The organism is Burkholderia sp. BCC1972 (genome assembly GCF_905339605.1).
In the GTDB taxonomy this organism is placed as follows: domain Bacteria; phylum Pseudomonadota; class Gammaproteobacteria; order Burkholderiales; family Burkholderiaceae; genus Burkholderia.
This window is the reverse complement of sequence record NZ_CAJPGH010000007.1, coordinates 124,077-143,843: the sequence shown is the minus strand read 5'-3', so window position 1 is coordinate 143,843 and position 19,767 is coordinate 124,077. Positions and strand designations below refer to the sequence as shown.

Here is a 19,767-nt window from a genome sequence, read left to right as displayed (position 1 = left end):
GCGCTCCTTCAGCGCTCAACGGCCGCTGTGTGCCTCGAGCGCGTCGACCAGCGCCGTTGCGCACTGCACGGCAAGCGCCGCGCACTGTTGCGCGTTCACGGCCGCACCGGTAGCGACCGTGCCCTGCACGATCCGGCCCAGCAATTCCTTCGAGAGTTCGGCGATCTCGTGATCCCGTTCCGTCATGATGTCCTCCTGCACGTCGGCCGGTTCCGGCCGTTCGCCCGTGCGTAGCGAATGCCGTGCCCGCCCCGCTCAACGCCCGTTCGCGCGCACGACGATCTGCGCCTGCGTGTCGCGTTCGATGCGCTCGAGCGACGCGCGCAGCGCGGTGAATTCGTCGGCCGTACACACCTGGCGGCCGAAATCCGCCTTCATCCGCCGCGTGACCTGCACGACGCGCGCAGCCGCGTCGAACACGTAATGCGATGTGAAGTCGACGAAGCGGTCGTGCACGGCCGCGTCGGCCGGCAGGTCGGTCACGACGACCCCGGCCGGCAGCGCGATCTGGCCGGTCTCGTCGAACGTGCCGCCCAGGCAGCCCCACGGCTGCGTGCGCACGGGCTCGGCCAGCCAGCCCTCGACCTGCGTCGCGATCCCGCCCGTGAGGCTCGACAGCGCGGGCAGCGCGGTCGTGCCGTCCGGCCACACAAAATGATCGAGCGTGCCGGCGACCGTCACGTCGAACGGCCCGTCGGTCACGCGCCGGTCGCTGGTCGACAGTTGCGCGCGGCCGCGCAAGCCGCTTTGCCGCAGGCGTTCGGTCGCAAGCTGCTCGATGCGGTCGTGCGGTGCGCGGCGAAACAGGTTGCGTTCGAGTTCGGCCGTCCAGCCGCTGTCCTCGACGTACGCATGAAAGCGCGCGGCGCCCGGCTGCGCGGCGTCGATCTCGACCCGCGCGATGCGGCCGCGCGGCTGCGTGGCCGGCGTGCGCGACAGCACGCCCGTGTCGATCAGCAGCGCCGGGCGATCCATCACGATCGGCGGCAGGTAGCCGAACGCGATGCCGGCCGTCGTCGTATCCGCGTATAGCGCGAGATCGGGCAGCCACGTAATCGCATGGTTGATCGCGCCGCCGCCGTAACCGGGCACCGACGGCAGCGTGTACACGGAGCCGAGATTGATCAGCACCGGTTCGCTGCGGATGCCGACCGCCGCGAGCAGCGCGCCGAACAGCGCGACATGGTCCTTGCAGTCGCCGTAGCGGTTGCGCAGGATGTCCGTCGCGCGATGCGGCGCGGCAGCCGTTTCGCCGAGGAACAGCCCGACGTAGCGCACGTTCGCCTGCACCCAGTCGTACAGGATGCGCGCCTTGTCGCGCGGATCGGCGGCATCGGCGGTGAGCGCGCGCGCCAGTTGCACGACGGCCGGATCGCTCACGCTCGGGTCGACGGCCGCGTTGCGGTAGCGCGCGGCGAACGCGGCATAGTCGGGCAGCGTCGAGACGACGAGCCGGTCGCCGTAGGTCGGGTAGCCCACCGCGCCGCTCTCGATGCGGTCGTACGGGCCGTGCCGGTAGTCGAATTCGTAGCGCGTGCGGCCGTTCTCCGTGACCGGCGGCAGCGCGACGTAGCCGCGCGCATCCGCATGCAGCGGCATGTCGGCCGGCACGTCGAAGATCAGCCGCTGGCTGTCGACGGGCTCGCGCGACGGCTCGACGTAGTAGCCGAAGTAGCCGCGGTTGACGGGCTTCGTGCGCGTCTTGCGAAACGCGACGCGCGTGCTCGACCCGGCTTCGACGCCGGGAAACACGACGGTGCGCAACAGCCCGTCCTGGAAGGTCGGCGCGCCGGCCGAGCGCGGCTCCTGCACGTCGCGGATACCGTCCGCGCCGACCGGATGCGCGACGCCGTCGCGATCGATCGTCTCGGCCGCGAGCAGGTCGACCTTCTCGAGATTCTTGTCGAACCACACGTAGCGCTGCGCGACGGCGTCGATGCCGTTCGCGTTGTTCGCGCGCAGCGTCGAATCGTCGTGCTCGTCGAGCGAGCCGTCGTGCTGGATCACGAATTCGTGGACGTCGCTGACGAGCGTGACGGGCGCTTCGCCGCCCGCATCGACCGTGTCGGCCGCGGCCGGCCGCACGGCCGCAACAACGCCGAATGCAACGGCGCACGCAAACGCAAAACCGGCCGATCGGGAAAGAAAACGCACCACGTCGCACTCGTCTCGGAACACGGCGGCAACACACCGGCACGGACGATCCGCGCCGCGCGACGCTCACGCGAGCCAGTCGCGCACCGCCTTGCAACCCAGTGTGGGTGACGCACCGGCGAGCGTCAAGCCACGCGCGGCGATGCGGCACGGCGGCGCCGCGAAGCGCCTCGGCCACGCGCGATCGACGGCCTGGCGCAACCTATAATCAAGACAGGCACGCATTGCATCGCGACCTCGCCAGGACAAGCGCCGTCTCGACGAACGCGGCGCGCCCGACATGGGCAAGGAGGCATCATGGCGGTGATCAACAGCGATTTCGAAACCGGCTTCCTCGTGGTGCTGTTCACGCTGCTGGGCGTGATCCTGTTCGGCGCGCTGCTGACGAAGCTGCATCTCGAACGGTGGCACCCGAGACTCATCGGCGCCGCGATCGGCGCGCTGATCGGTCTCCTGCTGGTCGAAGCCGTGCCGATGCTGACGTGACGGCAATCCGTCATTCGTACGGGGTCGGAAACGATCGCCGCGCCGAACGCGCCACGCCGCATGCGCTGGCCAGGCGCTTCATCGCGACGCCGCTCGCCGGCGTCGCGATGCCCGCCGGCTGACGGCCGGTTGCGCATTTCCCGTCCCTACCGTGCCGGAGGCAACATGGGAAACGGTATCGTCCAGACCTTCGTACTGCTCGCGGTCCTCGTGTTCGCGGTGCTGTTCTTCTCGATCCAGCGCAGCCGCGACCGCACGCGCGACCGGCTGATCCACCGCGCCTCGCGGCGCTCGGCGCGCTCGCATCCGCACCACCGCCCGTGATCGCGCGGGCTCGGCACGCACCCGGCAATTCGTCGGTCGAATCGTGCGACGCACGCCGTCCCGATCGAGCGACGCCCGCGTGGCGACGCGGGCATCCGGCTGACGTCGAGAATTACTGCTGCACGAGTTCGACGCGGCGGTTCTGTGCGCGGCCCGCGTCGTCGGCATTGGACGCGACCGGCGGCAGCGATGCGACGCCCTTCGCGACCAGGCGTGCCGGCGCGACGCGGTACGTCGTCGCGAGCGCCTGCGTGACGGCCTCCGCGCGCTTCTGCGACAGGTCGACGTTGTGCGCGAGCTGCCCCTGGTTGTCGGTGTGCCCGACGATGTAGCCCTTCAGCGCCGGGTTCGCGGCCAGCAGCTTCGCCATCTCGTCGAGCTGCGCATTCGACTCGGGCTTCACCTGCGCCTTGTCGGTGTCGAAGTAGGTGCCGTACAGCGCGATCTTGCCCGTCGCGGCCAGCCCCTTCTGCAGCGCACCAGCATCGAGCACCTTCACCTGCCCCGTCTGCATCGGCTTCACCTCCACGACTTCCTCGTAGACGAGCGTGCGCTTGTTCGATGCCGAATCGTCCATCACGTGAACGAACACGTACGCATCGCCCGACGCGCGCGGCAGCTTCGCGAGGTTCGTCATCGATCCACGACGTCGCTTCGCCCGCACCGCTACCCGACGTTCATCGGCAGCAGCACCATCTGCTTGCCCTCGACGTGCAGCCGCGCCTGCAGTTCGACCGGCGTCTGGTTGTGCAGCCACGCGGTCAGGAAGTTCACGCGCCGGAAGATCAGCTTGCTCGCGAAGCACACCGCGTTCGGATAGTCGTCGAGCGTTGACGACGCAAGATTCATGAACTCGACGACGGGGTTCGTGCCGAATGCGATCCGGTAGTCGGCCGCGATGCCGTTGCGACGGCAGTGCGCGACATAGTAGTCGAGCGATTCGGTGATCGCGTGCCGCAGCCGTTCGAGATGTTCGTGCCCGTCGTACGCCTTCGCATCGACTTCACCGACCGCGAGGAAGATCACGTTGCGGAAGTGGCCGGGAAACAGCCGGTTGACCCACAGCAGCGCATGCATGCTCGCGCCGCGATGCTTGCCGACCAGCAGCACGGCCGTCGGCTGCGACGGATCGGGCTTGCCCGGCGCGGTGGCCTCGTCCACTTCCGGCGGCTTCCCGGAGAACAGCGCGTCCTCCTTCGCGAGCTGCGTGCGCGTATCCGCATAGTGGCGGTTGATCATGAAGCACAGCGCGATCACCGCGCTCGTCACGAGCACCGTGAGCCAGCCGCCCGCCGTGAACTTCTCGACCAGCGTGATGACGAGCACCGTCGCCGTCACGCTCAGCCCGAGCGCGGAGAGAAAGAAGTGCTTGAACCAGCCGCGCTCGCTGCGGTGGCGCCACCAGTACGTGCACAGCCCGAGCAGCGACATGCTGAACGTGAGGAACACGTTGATGCTGTACAGCACGACGAGCACGTCGACGTTGCCGTGCGTCCACAGCAGGATCAGCAGGCTCGACAGGCCGACGACGATGATGCCGTTCTGCCGCACGAGGCGCGTCGACAGGTCGCGGAAATGGCGCGGCACCCACGAATCCGACGCCATGTTCGACAGCACGGCCGGGCCGTCGAGGAAGCCCGTCTGCGCGCCGACCAGCAGCAGCCCGGCCTCGAACGCGAGCACGGCCGCGAGCAGCGCGTGGCGCGCGAACGCCGAACCGAGCCCGAGATGGTCGATCACGCTGCCGAACACGACCGCGTTGAGCGTCTGGCCTTCGACGGGCCGCGCGTGCCACAGCATGTACAGCAGGATGATGCCGCCGGCCGTGAACGCGAGCGACGTCGACATGTACCACATCGTCACCTTGCCGTTCGGCACGCGCGGATCGGCGAGCATGTTCACGTTGTTCGATACGGCCTCCAGGCCCGTATAGGTGCCGCCGCCGAGCGAGAACGCGCGCATCAGCAACGCGAGCATCACGAACAGGCCGAGCGACTGCGACATCCCGTGCGCCTCGTGCACGGCGTCGGGCACGACCATCGCGAGGCTGCTGCCGTGCGCGGCGACGCCATACACGATCAGCCCGAAGTGTAGGATCACGAAGCCGATGAAGATCGGCAGCAGCACCATGATCGACTCGCGCATCCCGCGGAAGTTGAGCCCCGTCATCATCAGGATCAGCACGATTTCGGTCGTGAGCTTGAACGCCTGCGCACTGACCGGCAGCAGGCTGAAGAACGCGTCGACGCCGCTCGCGAGCGACGTCGCAACCGTCAGCACGTAGTCGACCAGCAGCGCGGCGCCCGATACCAGACCCGGCTTCGACCCGAGCAGCGAGGTCGCGACGCGGTAGCCGCCGCCGCCCGTCGGGAACAGCTCGATCACCTGGTTGTAGCCGATTGCGATGATGAACACGGTGGCGGCCGTCGCCAGCGCGAGGAACAGCGCGAGCGCATGGTGCTGGCCGAGCGCGAGAAACGCCTCTTCCGGGCCGTAGCACGACGACGACAAGCCATCGGCGCCGAGCCCGACCCAGGCCAGCAGCGGCGTCACGGCGATCGCATGCCGCGTGCGCGGATCGAGCGGATCCAGCGGCTTGCCGACCAGCAGCTGCCACACCTTCTGGAATGCGGTCATGGTCCCCTCCCGGAACGCCGGGCGCCACGCGCGGCGTGATCCTTTAAAGCTAATCGACGCACGCGCGCGGCGCCAGTCCGCACATTCCATAAGCCGCGGCCGACGGCACGGCGCCGCTTTCAGCGTGTAAGCGCATGGCGCCGGCGGCCACGCGCCGGAACGCCCGTTTGAACACGCGGGCGCGAGCCGGCGAACCCGCCGCCGGCCGTGCGTCCTGCCCGTCCCGTCCGCCTGAACGCAATCGCTGCCCGCGTCCCGGTCGTGCGTTGTTCCCCGCAGTTCGTCTTTTGTGCGCGCGCAACAATGGCGATGCCTCGCGCCCGGCGCCCTGCGGGCAACCCGATTCCCTGCATGACACCGGGCGCGATGGTTTTCAAAAACCACATCTCACGAGGACATACCATGCAACTCCAATCCCATCCGGCGTGCCGCCCGTTTTACGAAGCCGGCGAACTGTCGCAACTGACCGCCTTTTACGAAGAAGGCCGTAATGTCATGTGGATGATGCTGCGATCGGAGCCGCGGCCGTGCTTCAACCAACAACTCGTTACCGACATCATCCATCTCGCGCGCGTCGCACGCGACTCGGGCCTCACGTTCGACTTCTGGGTGACGGGCTCGCTCGTCCCCGAGCTGTTCAACGTCGGCGGCGACCTGAGCTTCTTCGTCGACGCGATCCGCAGCGGCCGGCGCGACCAGCTGATGGCCTACGCGCGCTCGTGCATCGACGGCGTGTACGAGATCTACACGGGCTTCGGCACCGGTGCGATCTCGATCGCGATGGTCGAAGGCAGCGCGCTCGGCGGTGGCTTCGAGGCCGCGCTCGCGCATCACTACGTGCTCGCGCAGAAGGGCGTGAAACTCGGGTTTCCCGAGATCGCGTTCAACCTGTTCCCGGGCATGGGCGGCTATTCGCTGGTCGCGCGCAAGACGAACCGCGGCCTCGCGGAATCGCTGATCGCGACCGGCGAAGCGCATGCGGCCGAGTGGTACGAAGACCAGGGGCTGATCGACGAGACGTTCGACGCCGGTGATGCGTATCTGGCAACGCGGACCTTCATCGACGTGGCGAAGCCCAAGCTGAACGGCATCCGTGCAATGCTGCGCGCCCGCGAGCGGGTGTTCCAGCTGTCGCGCTCGGAGCTGATGGACATCACGGAAGCGTGGGTCCATGCGGCGTTCACGATCGAGCCGAAGGACCTCGCGTACATGGAACGCCTGGTGATGCTGCAGAACCGGCGCGTGTCGAAGCTGCGCACGGTGTAACGGAACAGGCGCCACCGCGTGCCGGCGGCGCCTGGGCGGGCACGAGGCTCAGGCGATCAGCCTGAGCTTCCTCGTCTCCGCGAGCCACGCCTCGAACGCCTGCGCCGGCATCGGCCGCGCGTAGTAGTAGCCCTGCGCGTGATCGACGTCGAGCTGCTTGAGGAAATCGGCTTCCGCATGCGTTTCGACGCCTTCGGCGATCACCGCGAAATTCAGCGCCTTCGCGAGCGACACGACCGAACGCACCAGCGCCTGCGAGCGCGGGTTGCGGTCGATGCCCGTGATGAAGGTGCGGTCGAGCTTGATCGCATCGAGCGGCAGGCGCGACAGCTGCGACAGCGACGAATAGCCGGTGCCGAAATCGTCGAGGTGGATCTCCGCGCCGAGCTGGCGGAACTGCCGCATCAGCCCGATCGCCGCCTCCTCGTCCTCGATGAAGCAGCTCTCGGTCAGCTCGATGTCGAGCAGGCCGGGCTTCAGCCCCGCGCCGTCGAGAATCGATGCGAACTGGTGGACGATGTTCATGTCCTGCAACTGCCGCGCGGACAGGTTCACCGCGATCCGGATGCCGAGCCCCTTCGCCTTCCACGCGGCGGCCTGCGCGGCCGCGGTGCGCATCACCCAGCGCCCGAGCGGCGCGATCAGCCCCGACTCCTCCGCGAAACGGATGAACTCGACCGGCGCGACGAGCCCGCGATCGGGCGACTGCCAGCGGATCAGCGCCTCGACGCCGTGCACGTCGCCCGTCGCGATGTCGACGACCGGCTGGTAGTGCAGCACGAACTGCTCTTCCTCGAGCGCCTTGCGCAAGTTCGTGTCGAGCCACATGTACTTCGCGACCTTCTGGTTCATCTCCAGCGAGAACACGCGGTACGTATGCTTGCCCTCTTCCTTCGCGACGTACATCGCGGTGTCGGCGCTGCGGATCAGCGTCTCCAGCGAATCGCCGTGCTGCGGATACATCGCGATGCCGATCGAGCAGCTCGTGTACACCTCCATCAGCCCGAGGTGGATCGGCGTGCGCAGCCGTTCGAGGATGATCTGCGCGGTCGCTTCGAGCAACGGCCGCGTGCCGTGCTCGAACAGCACGAGGAACTCGTCGCCGCCGAGCCGCGCGAGCGTCGCGCCGGACGGCAGGCAGCCGCTGATGATCGCCGACACGTCCTGCAGCAGGCGGTCGCCGGTGATGTGCCCGTAGTGGTCGTTGACGCGCTTGAAGTTGTCGAGGTCGAGGAACAGGATGCCGACCTGGCCGCGCGTGTCGGGGCTCTCCGCGTCGATCGCCGCGCGGATCCGCTCGCTGATCGCATGGCGGTTCGGCAGCCCGGTGAGCACGTCGGTGTTCGCGAGCTCGATGAGCCGATGCTGCGCGTTGCGCTCCTCGGTGATGTCGATGCCCGAGCAGATCAGGAACTGCTCTTCGATGCCGCTGCCGCTCTGCACGAACTTGTTGCGGAACTGGAACAGGCGCGGCCCGTTGACCGTGTTGATGTAGCGCTCGACCGCGTACGACTGGTTGCTCGCGAAAAAGCCCGTGATGTTGGTGCGCGACTGCGCGCCCTGCTCGGGGCTCATGAACAGCTCGAACGCGCTGCGGCCAATCACGTCGACCTCGCGCTTGCCCGTCACTTCCTCGCACAGGCGGTTGAAGCGCTGCACCATCCCGTTGCGGTCGAGGATCACGACGAGCGAATTCACCTCGGACACGACCTGCTCGGCGAACGCGAGCCCGTGCGAGAGGTCGCCCGCGACGGACACCGTATCGGAATAGGCCGAGGCCGTGCCGGCCCAGTCTGTCGTGTTGACCTTCCTGCCGACGAGATGGAGGCTGACCGGACTGCCGAACAGCACGATGTCGAGCACGAGGTGCGACGTGACGCCTGTCAGCGCCCGGATGCGTGCGGCCTGCTCGCCCGTCAGCGCAATGGCGACGTTGGTCAGGCCGCGCACGGCGGCCAGCTCGAGCGCATTGCTGTCGCTGCGGAGACGCCAGCAGGGGCTGCGCGTACCGACGTGCGCCTCGAGTACCGCGCTATCGTTTTCGTCATCCATGGAGCGCCCCGATCCAGAAAAAACGCACAGTTTAGACGGAGGAGAAGGCCACCCGCCCTGCCGGGCACGTACAGTGTGCGTGCCCGGCAGGGCAGCCGCGATTGCCGTGACAACAGTCCTCGTCCCGTACTTGTTTCCAGCTAATGCGACCCGGCGTTCGCGCGCGATGCGCGCAGGTTCTGCCTAACGAATGATGAGAGCCATCTTATCAAATGACGATGAAGATTGGCACTCACATTTAGAGCGGAGTGTCAAGGAATCGGGACTCGATTGGCAAGCCGGATTTTTCATGATTGGCGGCAAGTAAAAGACCGGACGCGCCGTGTGGAACGGCATCGGCGGAATCGGCTGAGCGCCTTTGTGGTCGTGGGTTTGCGGTCGGTTCCGAGCGATCGGGACGAGGGTGCTCCCGGTGCCGTCCGGACAGGGTCGGATCACGTTCCGACGATCCGGATCTCGGTCATTTTTGATTCCGTTTGTGCGTTAATTCGTTGTTTTATTCCACAGTCCGTTGCAATGTTTCCCGTGCAACCGGCGCGGGCCTCCGCGCCGGTTGCAGCGGTCAGCCCGCCACGCCGTAGCCGCCGCCGCCCGGCGTCTCGACGACGAACACGTCGCCCGGCGCCATCTGCGCGCGGCCGATATGGTCGAGCGCCTCGACCGTGCCGTCGGCCCGCTCGATCGTGTTGCGGCCGAGCGCGCCGGCGCCGCCGCCCGCCGCGCCGAACGGCGCGTGGATCCGGTTGTTCGACAGGATCGACGCGGTCATCGGCTCGAGGAAGCGGATCCGCCGCACCGCGCCGTCGCCGCCGCGCCAGCGCCCGCTGCCGCCCGACCCGGCGCGGATCCGGTGCGAATCGAGCCGCACCGGGTAGCGCCATTCGAGCACCTCCGGATCGGTCAGCCGCGAATTCGTCATGTGCGTCTGCACCGCGCCGACGCCCGCGAAACCGTCACCCGCGCCGCTGCCGCCCGCGATCGTCTCGTAGTACTGGTAGCGAGCGTTGCCGAATGTGAAGTTATTCATCGTTCCCTGGCTCGACGCGACGCAGCCGAGCGCGCCGTACAGCGCGTTGGTGATCGCCGACGACGTTTCGACGTTGCCCGACACGACGGCCGCCGGATACTCGGGGTTCAGCATCGAGCGCGCCGGCACGATGACCGTCAGCGGCTTCAGGCAGCCGGCGTTCAGCGGGATGTCGTCGCCGACCAGCGTGCGGAACACGTACAGCACGGCGGCCATGCAGACGGCCTTCGGCGCGTTGAAGTTGTTGTCGAGCTGCGCGGACGTGCCGGTGAAATCGATTTCCGCACGCCGCGCCGCGCGGTCGACGCGGATCGCGACGCGAATCTCCGCGCCGTTGTCGAGCGGGTAACGGTACGCGCCGTCCTGCAGCGCGCCGATCACGCGCCGTACCGCTTCCTCGGCGTTGTCCTGCACATGGCCCATGAATGCGAGCACGACGTCGCGGCCGAACTGCGCCACCATCCGGCGCAGTTCGTCGACGCCCTTCTGGTTCGCGGCGACCTGCGCGCGCAGGTCGGCCATGTTCTGCTCGACGTTGCGCGCCGGGTAGCGGCCCGACGCGAGCAGCGCGCGCGTGTCGGCATCGCGCAGCACGCCGGCCGACACGAGCTGCCAGTTGTCGATCAGCACGCCCTCCTCGTCGATATGGGTCGAATCGGGCGGCATCGAGCCCGGCGTCGTGCCGCCGATGTCCGCGTGGTGGCCGCGCGAGCCGACGTAGAACAGCGGCGTGTCCGAGCCGTCGGCAAATACCGGCGTGATGACCGTCACGTCCGGCAGGTGCGTGCCGCCGTGATACGGGTCGTTCAGCATGAAGACGTCGCCGTCGCGCATGCGGCCGCGGTTGCGCTCGATCACCGTGCGGATGCTTTCGCCCATCGAGCCGAGGTGCACGGGCATGTGCGGCGCGTTCGCGATCAGGTTGCCGTCGCCGTCGAAGATCGCGCACGAGAAGTCGAGCCGCTCCTTGATGTTCACCGAGTACGCGGTGTTCTGCAGCCGCAGCCCCATCTGCTCGGCGATCGACATGAACAGGTTGTTGAAGATCTCGAGCCGCACCGGGTCCGCGTCGGTGCCGAGCGAGCGGCGCGTCGGCAGCGGCGTCGTGCGCGTCAGCACGAGGTTGCCTTGCGCGGTCATGTCGGCGCGCCAGCCGGGTTCGACGACGGTCGTGCCGTTCTTCTCCGCGACGATCGCCGGGCCGTCGATCGCGTCGCCGGCAAGCAGCGTGTCGCGCACGACCAGCGCCGCGTCGTGCCATTGGCCGCCCGAATAGAAGCGCACGGCCGCGTGCGCTTGCGGCGCCGCGCCCGCCCCGCGCGGTGCGAGCGGCGCGATGTCGACCGGCGCGTCGGAGCGGCCGATCGCCTCGACCGACGCGAGCTCGGCGACGAGCGGCGTGCCGGGCATCAGGAACGCGTAGCGCTGCCGGTAGGCGGCCTCGAATGCCTGCTGCATCGCGTCGACGCTGCCGGCCGGCACGTCGAGCGCCGAGTCGGTGCCCTGGTAGCGCAGGTGCACGCGCCGCTCGGTCGCGATCCGCTCCGGCGGCACGCCCTGTTCGAGCAGCGCGCCGACGGCCTCGTCGGCCAGCCGGTCGAGCGCCGCATTCAGCGCCGGCAACGACGCGTCGGACAGCACGGCCTCGACCGCGCGCTCGCGCATCGCGGTCTGGTCGGCAAGGCCCATCCCGTAGGCGGACAGCACGCCCGCGAGCGGATGCGCGAACACCTGCGTCATCCCGAGCGCATCGGCCACGCCGCACGCGTGCTGGCCGCCCGCGCCGCCGAACGTCGTCAGCACGTAGCGCGACACGTCGTGGCCGCGCTGCACGGAGATCTTCTTGATCGCGTTCGCCATGCTGCCGATCGCGATGTCCAGGAAGCCTTCGGCCAGCGTCTCGGGCGTCTCGCGCCGCCCCGTCGCCGCGTGGATCTCGTCGGCGAGCGCCGCGAACTTCGCGACCACGCCGTCGCGGTCGAGCGGTTCGTCCGCATGGGGGCCGAACACGCGCGGGAAATGGTCGGGCTGGATCTTGCCGAGCATCACGTTGCAGTCGGTGACCGTCAGCGGGCCGCCGCGCCGGTACGCGGCCGGCCCCGGGTTCGCGCCGGCCGATTCGGGCCCGACGCGCAGCCGTGCACCGTCGAAGCCGAGCACCGACCCGCCGCCCGCCGCGACCGTATGGATGCTCATCATCGGCGCACGCATCCGCACGCCGGCCACCTGCGTCTCGAACTCGCGCTCGAACTCGCCGTTGTAGTGCGACACGTCCGTCGACGTGCCGCCCATGTCGAAGCCGATCACCTGGCCGAAGCCGGCCGCACGCGCAGCACGCACCATCCCGACGATGCCGCCGGCCGGGCCCGACAGGATCGCATCCTTGCCCTGGAACGCGTCGGCGCGCGTCAGCCCGCCGCTGCTTTGCATGAACTGCAGGTTCACGCCCGGCATCTCGTGCGCGACCTGCTCGACGTAGCGGCGCAGGATCGGCGACAGGTACGCGTCGACGACGGTCGTATCGCCGCGCGACACCATCTTCATCAGCGGCGACACTTCGTGCGACACCGACACCTGCGTGAAGCCGATGCGGCGCGCGAGTTCGGCCAGCGCATGTTCGTGCGCGGTGTAGCGGTAGCCGTGGATCAGCACGATCGCGAGCGCGCGCACGCCGCTGTCGAACACACGGCGCAGCGACGCTTCGGCACCCTGAACATCGAGCGGCACGACGACGTCGCCATGCGCGCCGACGCGCTCGTCGATCTCGACGACGGTCTCGTACAACGCATCGGGCAGCACGATGTCGAGATCGAACAGGCGCGGCCGGTTCTGGTACGCGATACGCAGCACGTCGCGAAAGCCGCGCGTCGTCGCGAGCGCGGTGCGTTCGCCCTTGCGTTCGAGCAGCGCGTTGGTCGCCACCGTCGTGCCCATCTTCACCATGTCGACGTGCGCGGGCGTGATCGCCTCGCCTGCCGCGAGGCCGAGCAGGTGGCGGATGCCGGCCACGGCCGCGTCGCGGTACTGCTCGGGGTTCTCCGACAGGAGCTTGTGCGTGACGAGCGTGCCGTCGGGCCGGCGCGCGACGATGTCGGTGAACGTGCCGCCGCGGTCGATCCAGAATTGCCAGCGCGCGGCGTCGGAGGGAACGGGGGAAAGGTGTCGGTCAGTCATGATGTCGGGTCGAGGCGTCGTTGAATCGAGGGACGAGCGCCGCCGCACGGCGCGCGTCGCACGCCGTGTCACGGTCTCGATGAAAGGGGAAGAAAAACGCCGGGCCGGCCGGCCCGCCGCTGCCGTCGGTCAGGCGGCGTCGAGTTCGCGGCCGCGGGTCTCGGGCAGCGTCAGCGCGGCGACGATCACCACGCCGTAGGCGGCGACCGCGAAGATGCCGATGCTCGTGCCGAGCCCGTACTGCTTCGACAGTGCGCCGATCAGGAACGGGAACAGCGCACCGATCGCGCGGCCCACGTTGTAGCAGAAGCCCTGGCCGGAACCGCGCACGCGGGTCGGGAACAGTTCGGTGAGGAACGCGCCCATCCCGGAGAAGATGCCCGATGCGAAGAACCCGAGCGGGAAGCCGAGCCACAGCATCGACGCGTTGGTCAGGTTCAGCGACGTGTAGGCGAATGCGATTACCATCGAGCCGACCGCGAACAGGATGAAGTTCGGCTTGCGGCCGAGTCGATCGGTCAGGTACGCGCTCGTCAGGTAGCCGACCCACGAACCGATGATGATCATCGCGAGATAGCCGCCGGTGCCCATCACCGTGAGGTGCCGCTCGGTCTTCAGGAAGGTCGGCAGCCACGTCGTGATCGCGTAGTAGCCGCCCTGCGCGCCGGTCGTCAGCAGCGCCGCGCGCAGCGTCGTCGTGATCAGCTTCGGCGCGAAGATCTCGGTCAGGCGCGGCGCATCGGCCACTTTTGCCTGCGCGGCCTTCTCCTTCTCGTAGACGTCCGGCTCCTTCACGTAGCGGCGGATCGCGACGACCAGCAGCGCGGGTGCGAGGCCGACGAGGAACAGTGCGCGCCACGCCTGCTCGGCCGGCAGCACCGAGAACAGCAGTGCGTACAGCAGCGCGCACAGCCCCCAGCCGATCGCCCAGCCCGACTGCACGAGGCCGACCGCCCTGCCGCGATCGCGCGCGCGGATCACTTCGCCGATCAGCACCGCGCCGGCTGTCCATTCGCCGCCGAAGCCGAAACCCATCAGCGCGCGCGCCGCGAGCAGCTGGTGGTAGTTCTGCGCGAGCCCGCACAACGCGGTGAACACCGCGAACCACAGCACCGTGAGCTGCAGCGTGCGCACGCGGCCGATCCGGTCGGACAGGATGCCGGCGATCCAGCCGCCGAGCGCCGATGCGAGCAGCGTGACCGTGCCGATGAAGCCCGCGTCCGCGAGCGAGATGCCCCACGTCGCGACGAGCGTCGGGATCACGAACGACAGCATCTGCGTGTCCATCCCGTCGAGCATGTAGCCGACCTTGCAGCTCCAGAATGCGCGGCGCTCGCGCGGCTGCGCATCGGCGTACCACGAGAACAGGCCGCTGCTCGCTCGGCTCGCGGGCTCGGCGGCGGGTGCCGCGAGGGTCTTGCTTTCCATGGTGGTGCTCCTGTCGTTATGCGCGTTCGAATGGCGATCGTGCGTGCGGTGTGTCTTGCGTGGCCGTCTGCCGGCCCGGAATTCAGAATACGGCCAGCGACGCGTTCGTGATGTCGGTCATCAGCATGTGGCCGGGCGTGTGCGCGATCGCGATCGGCAGCTTCGCGTCCATCAGCGCGGTTTGCGGCGTCACGCCGCACGCCCAGAACACCGGCAGCTCGCCGTCGCGGATCGTCACGGCGTCGCCGAATTCGGGCGCATTCAGGTCGGCGATGCCGAGTTCCCGCGGGTGGCCGATATGGATCGGCGCGCCGTGCACGCCCGGAAACCGGCTCGTGATCTGCACCGCGCGGATCGCGTCGGCGCCGCGCATCGGCCGCATCGACACGACCAGCTGGCCGCCGAAGATGCCCGCGCGGCGATTCGCGATCGACGTGCGGTACATCGGCACGTTGCGACCCTCCTCGACGTGGCGCAGCCCGATGCCTTCGCGGCTGAGCATGTCCTCGAACGAGAACGAGCAGCCGATTGCAAATACGACGAAATCGTCGCGCCACAGCGCTTCGAGCGACTCGACGCGCTCGGTCAGGCGCCCGTCCCTGTATACGTTGTAGCTCGGCACGTCGGTGCGGATGTCGAGATCCTCGCCGAGCGCGTCGATCCGGAACGCGCCCGGTTCGCCGACGCCCAGCAGCGGGCAGGCCTTCGGGTTCGCCTGGCAGAAACGCAGGAAATCGTGCGCGTACGCGTCGGGCAGGATCGCGAGGTTCGCTTGCGCGAACGGGCCGCAATGACCGGCGGTCGGGCCCCGGAACGCGCCGCGGCGCACGGACTGGCGGAATTCGGAAGGCGTCATGATGAGTCGTCGCAGATCGGGATGTCGTCGGGATGACGGTGGTGTGTCATCGGATATGGCGAAGAATAGAAAGGAAAAAATTTTGACGCCAACGAGTTTTTTTGCGTCTGTTGTATAGAATTTCTTAACGGATCCGCGGGTTTTCCCCGGTCCCGTTCATTTTTCGTCGCCGGCAAGCTGCGCATCCACTGCTCGCCCGATCCGCCATGAACACGCGTTTTCTAGAAACCTTCGTCACGCTCGCGAAGCTGCGCAATTTCCGGACGACGGCGGCCGCGCTGCACGCGACGCCGGCCGCGATCTCGCAGCGCCTGAAGGCGCTCGAAGACGAATTGCAGACGGTGCTCGTCGATCGCGACAGTCGCGAATTCCGGCTCACGCCGAACGGCGAGTACCTGCTCGGCTATGCGAAGGCCGTGGTCGAGGCGACGCAGGAGCTGCAGGCCGCCGCGTCCGGCGAGAGCGCGCTGCGCGGCAAGCTGCGGCTCGGCGTGATCGAAACCGTCGTGCACAGCTGGCTGCCGCACTACATGCGGCGGCTGGCGGCCGACTATCCGCAGCTGGAAATCGACCTGACCGTCGACGTGAGCGTCGTGCTGCAGCGCCGGCTGATGGCCGGCGAGCTCGACCTGATCATCCGCGTCGAGGGCAGCGACGAGGCGTCGGTCGTGTGCGACGCGCTCGCGAACTACCCGGTGCGCTGGATCGCGCGCGCGGGGCTGCTGCCGAACACGCGCACCGGCCTCGCGCGGCAGGTGCTGCGCCAGCCGATCCTCACGTACGGGCGCGGCACCGCGCCGCATCGCGCGCTGGAAGACATCGTCCGCGCGCTCGCGCATGCGCACGGCGTGCCGCTGTCGGAAACACGCATCACCGGCTCGCCGTCGATCTCGGTGATCGTCCAGCTGGTGCGCGACGGTTTCGGCGTCGCCGCGATTCCGGTGCTGTTCGTCGATGCGCTGATCGAAAGCGGCGAAGTGGTCGAGTTGCCGCTGCAGCCGTCGCCGCCGTCGATCGTCGTGTCGATGTCGCGGCGCGCGGACGCGCCGCGGTTCGTGCACGGCGCGTCGATCGCCGCGCGGGCCGCGTGTCACGAGTACTGCGAAAAGAGCAAGCGGTTGCTGGTCGAAGCGCTTTGACGGTGCCGCGCGGATCGACGCGCGTTCGACATCGCGCCGGGAATCGCCCACAATCGCCTTCGGCGCGTGGGCACCTTCGCGCCACGCATCGTGAATGACGGCGCGGCCGTCCGGCATTCATCGCTTCGCATGCCCGTGCTCGACAGAAGGCAACATGCAGATCCGCTCCGCTTCCACCCGCCTGAACCTTGCGCGCGCCGTGATCGTCGCGCTGTATGTCGCGTCGCTGCTGCTGCCCGTCGCGGCCGAACCGCCGAATGCGGCCGGCGCGGTGAGCTGGTGGCGCGGCTACATGGTGCTCGCGCTCGGGCCGCTCGCGATCCTCGACCTCCAGTTCGCGTGGCTCGGCAATCCGCTGTTCGTCGTCGCGCTGATCAGGCCGAACCGCACCGTATCCGCGCTGCTCGCCGCGGCCGTGGCCTTTGCGATCGGGTGGCACACGATACCGACCGACGCGAACTACGAAAAGATCAGCACGTTCGGCGCCGGGTACTACCTGTGGATCGCGGCGATGATTGGCGGCGCCGTGTTGCCGTGGATCGACGGGCGCCAACGGAAGGAACGTGTTGCGGCCGAAGCGATGGTCGCTATCGAAGCGGCAAGCACGCGCCGCCCGGTACAACCCGATATCGCACCGTCACCGGGCCGCCCGCCCGGCCGGCAAAGCGGCTGGACCGTGACGGCGACCGGCACACGCATCGAATCGACCGACCAGACCGGTGCAACGCACGGGATCGCGCTGTCCGACCTCGGTGCCGTCGTGATCGAAACCAACGACCAGGGGCCGTTCGTGTCGGATGTCTGGTGGCTCCTGTTCGACGCGAACGAGCAGCTCGCGTGCGGATTCCCGCAGGACGCCGAAGGCGCGAAGGCGGCGGTCGACCGGCTGCTCGACCTGCCCGGCATCGATCACCGCAAGGTCATCGACGCGCAGACGTCGATCCGGAATGCGACGTTTCCGGTCTGGGCGCGCGCGGGAAGCGAATCGGCCACGCCGGGTGAAACCGGAGCGACCGCTTAACCGCCGACACTCACGCCGATTGCCCCGCATGCGGCTGCGTCAGCTTGCCGTCGCCGTACTCGCGGAGCACCTTCGAAATCACGACGCGATAGCCGTCCAGCCAGCGCGCGTGCTTCGCTTTCGCTTCGAGATGCGCGGGATGCTGCATCAACTGCTGCAGCGCCGCCTCGGATTCCCAGTAGTAGACGTTCTGGATCAGCCCCGCTTCGGCGTTCTCCCACGTTTCCTCGCCGAGATAGCCGGGCGTCGCGCGCGCCATGTCGGCGATCTGCCGGTCGAGACGGTGGAATTCGTCGTCGTATTGCCCGGCACGGAAAATGAAGGTCGACGCGTACATGCACGCTCCATCGAAGACGGTTGAAAGAGCGCAAGTGTACGGCACGCGCGGCGTGCCGCGATCGTCATGCGACGGTCGTTATGCGGCGCGCGGATCGGCGGCGAGCCGGTCGTCGAGCCATGCGTCGATTCGCAGTGCATCTGCATGCGCGCCGGCTGCAGGCGACGGCATCGCCGCGAGCGCGAGTCGTGCGCGCTCGAGCGCCTGCGCGAAGCCGCGCAGCTCGTGCGTCGCGGGCCGGTCGTCGGTACGTCGGCGTGCGAGCGCCGCTTCTATGTTTGCGCCGATCAATGCAAGCTGCGCGTCGATGAAGTCGATACACAGCGCGCGGCGATGCGCGGAAATCGACGCGACGGCCAGCAGCACGGGCACGATCGACACGGTCAGGTAGCCGCCCGGTGCGAGCCGCGACAGCGCGTGACGCACGTCCTGCCCGTCATCGGTCAACGACGCGAACACGGCATCGCGCCACACCGCACGCTCGAACGCGAGCGCATGACGATGGGCGTCGAGCGCCGCACGGTCCGCGACCTGTCCGGCCGTTACCATCGGAATCGGGAATGACGATTCAACAGAAGATGGCGCACGCCCCGCTTCGACGATGCAGTTCGCGCCGAGCCATCCCGCATCGTCGCGCCGCGCAGCGAGCACGCGCGACTGCAACCGGTCCGGCAGCATCGGATCGAGCGGCACCGCGCTGCAGATCGACGGTTTGTTCGCATGCACGCTGCAGCGGCCGTCGTCGGCCAGCGCCGCGCAACGGTCGAGCGACGGATAGTCGTAGCCCTGCAGCGTCAGCGCGATCCATTCGCCATTCGCACCGCCGATCCGATGGAACAGCCGGTCGGCCAGCGCATCGGCTGCCGCGACATCGTCGGCATCGAGTACGTGCTCGCGTCCGCCCGCGCTCCAGCGCTCGCCGATCCGCCGCTTCGGCACGCGGCGGATCGTCAGCGCACCGACGAAGCGATGCCGATGCCGGAGCAATTCGCGCAACGACAGCGTCGGGGGGCTGTTGCAGCAGCGTCCGCATGCGCTGCATGCAAGCAGGTAGCTATCTACCACGGCCGCCGCACCGAATCCTGGTAGCGCGTGAGGATGAAACGCGCGACGTCGTCCGAGTGATACGCGGCGACAAGCTGCGTGACCCACGGCTTCGCGCGATCGGCGTCGCGCACCGTCAGCACGTTCGCATACGGCGAGCGCGCATCCTCGAGGCTGATGCTGTCGCGCGCAGGCTGCAGCCCGGCGCGTGCGGCATCGTCGCTGTCGATCGCGACGAACGCGGCCGTATCGAGCGCCGCATACAGACGATCACGGCGCAGCGCGACGAGTTTCAACCCGAGCCGGTTGCCGGTCACGTCGCGCAGCGTTGCGTGCAGGCCGGCCTTTTCGCGCAGCGTCACCAGCGTGTCGTTCTGCAGCAGCACGAGCGCGCGTGCCATGCCGCGCGGATCGGCGGGAATCGCGACCGTCGCGCCCGGTTGCAACGCGCTCAGGCTTGTCAGCTTGCGCGAATAAAACGCCATCGGCAGCGTGACGGTCGGCGCGACTTCGGACAAGGCGTAGCGCTTCTGCGCGCGGGTCGCGGCAAGCTGTTGCGCGTCCTCGAAGCTGGCCGCGTCGATCCGGCCGTCGGCAAGCGCCGCGTCGATACGCGATGCATCGTCGAATTCGACGACGTCGATACCCAGTCCTCGCGTGGCGGCGACCCGCTTCACTTCGTCCAGGATCTGCGCATGCACGCCGCGCGTGACGCCGACGCGCACCGCCGGTGCAACGGTTTCGGCCGCAACGGCCGCGCCCTGATGCACGACACCGCACGCAGCCAGCAACCACACGGAAGCGAATCGCACGAAGCCCTTC

Annotated in this window: 17 protein-coding genes; 6 read left to right on the top strand and 11 right to left on the bottom strand. The window is 68.4% G+C overall.

All coding sequences use genetic code 11. The features are described from left to right. Positions 1-15: 15 nt before the first annotated feature. On the bottom strand, positions 16-186 hold the full coding sequence (locus U5798_RS13280) for a hypothetical protein (protein ID WP_185658156.1): 171 nt from the start codon (positions 184-186) through the stop codon (positions 16-18). Between the two features lie 69 nt (positions 187-255). Continuing rightward, positions 256-2,157: a DUF3857 and transglutaminase domain-containing protein gene (locus U5798_RS13275; RefSeq protein WP_322082288.1), complete on the bottom strand. Its 1,902-nt coding sequence runs from the start codon at positions 2,155-2,157 to the stop codon at positions 256-258. A 294-nt stretch (positions 2,158-2,451) separates the two neighbouring features. Between U5798_RS13275 and U5798_RS13270 the strand changes: the two genes are divergently transcribed. From U5798_RS13270 to U5798_RS13260, 3 genes are read left to right on the top strand one after another with little or no spacing between them, the layout of a single operon-like run. Next, positions 2,452-2,640, top strand: coding sequence for a hypothetical protein (locus tag U5798_RS13270; protein WP_124451344.1), 189 nt, complete (start codon positions 2,452-2,454; stop codon positions 2,638-2,640). Further along, a complete protein-coding gene (locus tag U5798_RS13265) occupies positions 2,637-2,762 on the top strand; it encodes a hypothetical protein (RefSeq protein WP_322082287.1) in 126 nt (41 codons plus the stop codon). The genes U5798_RS13270 and U5798_RS13265 overlap by 4 nt, the downstream gene beginning before the upstream one ends. A 43-nt stretch (positions 2,763-2,805) precedes the next feature. Beyond that, positions 2,806-2,964 (top strand): hypothetical protein, encoded by a 159-nt coding sequence (locus U5798_RS13260; protein ID WP_322082286.1) that lies wholly within the window; start codon positions 2,806-2,808, stop codon positions 2,962-2,964. A 112-nt stretch (positions 2,965-3,076) separates the two neighbouring features. Here U5798_RS13260 and U5798_RS13255 read toward each other — a convergent pair whose 3' ends face one another. Further along, complete coding sequence (locus U5798_RS13255; protein ID WP_415859496.1) at positions 3,077-3,601, bottom strand: OmpA family protein; 525 nt, start codon at positions 3,599-3,601, stop codon at positions 3,077-3,079. 29 nt (positions 3,602-3,630) lie between these two features. Next, positions 3,631-5,601, bottom strand: a complete 1,971-nt coding sequence (locus U5798_RS13250; protein WP_124451346.1) for an APC family permease — start codon at positions 5,599-5,601, stop codon at positions 3,631-3,633. Positions 5,602-6,003: 402 nt separating this feature from the next. On the opposite strand from U5798_RS13250, the gene U5798_RS13245 reads away from it, so the two are divergent. Next, complete coding sequence (locus U5798_RS13245; protein WP_124451348.1) at positions 6,004-6,867, top strand: crotonase/enoyl-CoA hydratase family protein; 864 nt, start codon at positions 6,004-6,006, stop codon at positions 6,865-6,867. Positions 6,868-6,915: 48 nt separating this feature from the next. Here U5798_RS13245 and pdeR read toward each other — a convergent pair whose 3' ends face one another. From pdeR to U5798_RS13225, 4 genes are all read right to left on the bottom strand, one after another. Continuing rightward, positions 6,916-8,919: a cyclic di-GMP phosphodiesterase gene (gene pdeR / locus U5798_RS13240; protein WP_322082285.1), complete on the bottom strand. Its 2,004-nt coding sequence runs from the start codon at positions 8,917-8,919 to the stop codon at positions 6,916-6,918. Between the two features lie 562 nt (positions 8,920-9,481). Next, positions 9,482-13,120 (bottom strand): hydantoinase B/oxoprolinase family protein, encoded by a 3,639-nt coding sequence (locus U5798_RS13235; protein ID WP_322082284.1) that lies wholly within the window; start codon positions 13,118-13,120, stop codon positions 9,482-9,484. 129 nt (positions 13,121-13,249) lie between these two features. Continuing rightward, positions 13,250-14,548 (bottom strand): MFS transporter, encoded by a 1,299-nt coding sequence (locus U5798_RS13230; protein WP_322082283.1) that lies wholly within the window; start codon positions 14,546-14,548, stop codon positions 13,250-13,252. A gap of 82 nt (positions 14,549-14,630) precedes the next feature. Beyond that, the gene (locus U5798_RS13225; protein WP_322082282.1) at positions 14,631-15,404 is read right to left on the bottom strand and encodes a putative hydro-lyase; all 774 of its coding nucleotides are present in this window, start codon (positions 15,402-15,404) and stop codon (positions 14,631-14,633) included. 206 nt (positions 15,405-15,610) lie between these two features. Here U5798_RS13225 and U5798_RS13220 point away from each other — a divergent pair, with 206 nt between their 5' ends. After that, positions 15,611-16,543 carry a LysR family transcriptional regulator gene (locus tag U5798_RS13220; RefSeq protein ID WP_124451359.1) on the top strand — a complete coding sequence of 311 codons (933 nt, stop codon included), beginning with the start codon at positions 15,611-15,613 and terminating at the stop codon, positions 16,541-16,543. 154 nt (positions 16,544-16,697) lie between these two features. Beyond that, positions 16,698-17,564, top strand: coding sequence for a hypothetical protein (locus U5798_RS13215; protein WP_322082281.1), 867 nt, complete (start codon positions 16,698-16,700; stop codon positions 17,562-17,564). Positions 17,565-17,574: 10 nt separating this feature from the next. Here the strand turns inward: U5798_RS13215 and U5798_RS13210 are convergent, their stop codons facing one another. The 3 genes from U5798_RS13210 to U5798_RS13200 form a co-directional block, all read right to left on the bottom strand. Continuing rightward, positions 17,575-17,901, bottom strand: coding sequence for an antibiotic biosynthesis monooxygenase family protein (locus tag U5798_RS13210; protein ID WP_124451363.1), 327 nt, complete (start codon positions 17,899-17,901; stop codon positions 17,575-17,577). Between the two features lie 78 nt (positions 17,902-17,979). Next, positions 17,980-18,966 (bottom strand): YkgJ family cysteine cluster protein, encoded by a 987-nt coding sequence (locus U5798_RS13205; protein WP_322082280.1) that lies wholly within the window; start codon positions 18,964-18,966, stop codon positions 17,980-17,982. Further along, a complete protein-coding gene (locus tag U5798_RS13200; RefSeq protein WP_415859495.1) occupies positions 18,960-19,757 on the bottom strand; it encodes a MetQ/NlpA family lipoprotein in 798 nt (265 codons plus the stop codon). Before U5798_RS13200 ends, U5798_RS13205 begins: the two co-directional genes overlap by 7 nt. Positions 19,758-19,767: the final 10 nt, after the last annotated feature.

What these genes read in the sequence shown, in the direction of transcription:
- U5798_RS13280 (WP_185658156.1), bottom strand. Translation starts at nt 186, where the DNA reads ATGACGGAACGGGATCACGAGATCGCCGAACTCTCGAAGGAATTGCTG.
- U5798_RS13270 (WP_124451344.1), top strand. Translation starts at nt 2,452, where the DNA reads ATGGCGGTGATCAACAGCGATTTCGAAACCGGCTTCCTCGTGGTGCTG.
- U5798_RS13260 (WP_322082286.1), top strand. Translation starts at nt 2,806, where the DNA reads ATGGGAAACGGTATCGTCCAGACCTTCGTACTGCTCGCGGTCCTCGTG.
- U5798_RS13255 (WP_415859496.1), bottom strand. Translation starts at nt 3,601, where the DNA reads ATGACGAACCTCGCGAAGCTGCCGCGCGCGTCGGGCGATGCGTACGTG.
- U5798_RS13250 (WP_124451346.1), bottom strand. Translation starts at nt 5,601, where the DNA reads ATGACCGCATTCCAGAAGGTGTGGCAGCTGCTGGTCGGCAAGCCGCTG.
- U5798_RS13245 (WP_124451348.1), top strand. Translation starts at nt 6,004, where the DNA reads ATGCAACTCCAATCCCATCCGGCGTGCCGCCCGTTTTACGAAGCCGGC.
- pdeR (WP_322082285.1), bottom strand. Translation starts at nt 8,919, where the DNA reads ATGGATGACGAAAACGATAGCGCGGTACTCGAGGCGCACGTCGGTACG.
- U5798_RS13235 (WP_322082284.1), bottom strand. Translation starts at nt 13,120, where the DNA reads ATGACTGACCGACACCTTTCCCCCGTTCCCTCCGACGCCGCGCGCTGG.
- U5798_RS13230 (WP_322082283.1), bottom strand. Translation starts at nt 14,548, where the DNA reads ATGGAAAGCAAGACCCTCGCGGCACCCGCCGCCGAGCCCGCGAGCCGA.
- U5798_RS13225 (WP_322082282.1), bottom strand. Translation starts at nt 15,404, where the DNA reads ATGACGCCTTCCGAATTCCGCCAGTCCGTGCGCCGCGGCGCGTTCCGG.
- U5798_RS13220 (WP_124451359.1), top strand. Translation starts at nt 15,611, where the DNA reads ATGAACACGCGTTTTCTAGAAACCTTCGTCACGCTCGCGAAGCTGCGC.
- U5798_RS13215 (WP_322082281.1), top strand. Translation starts at nt 16,698, where the DNA reads ATGCAGATCCGCTCCGCTTCCACCCGCCTGAACCTTGCGCGCGCCGTG.
- U5798_RS13210 (WP_124451363.1), bottom strand. Translation starts at nt 17,901, where the DNA reads ATGTACGCGTCGACCTTCATTTTCCGTGCCGGGCAATACGACGACGAA.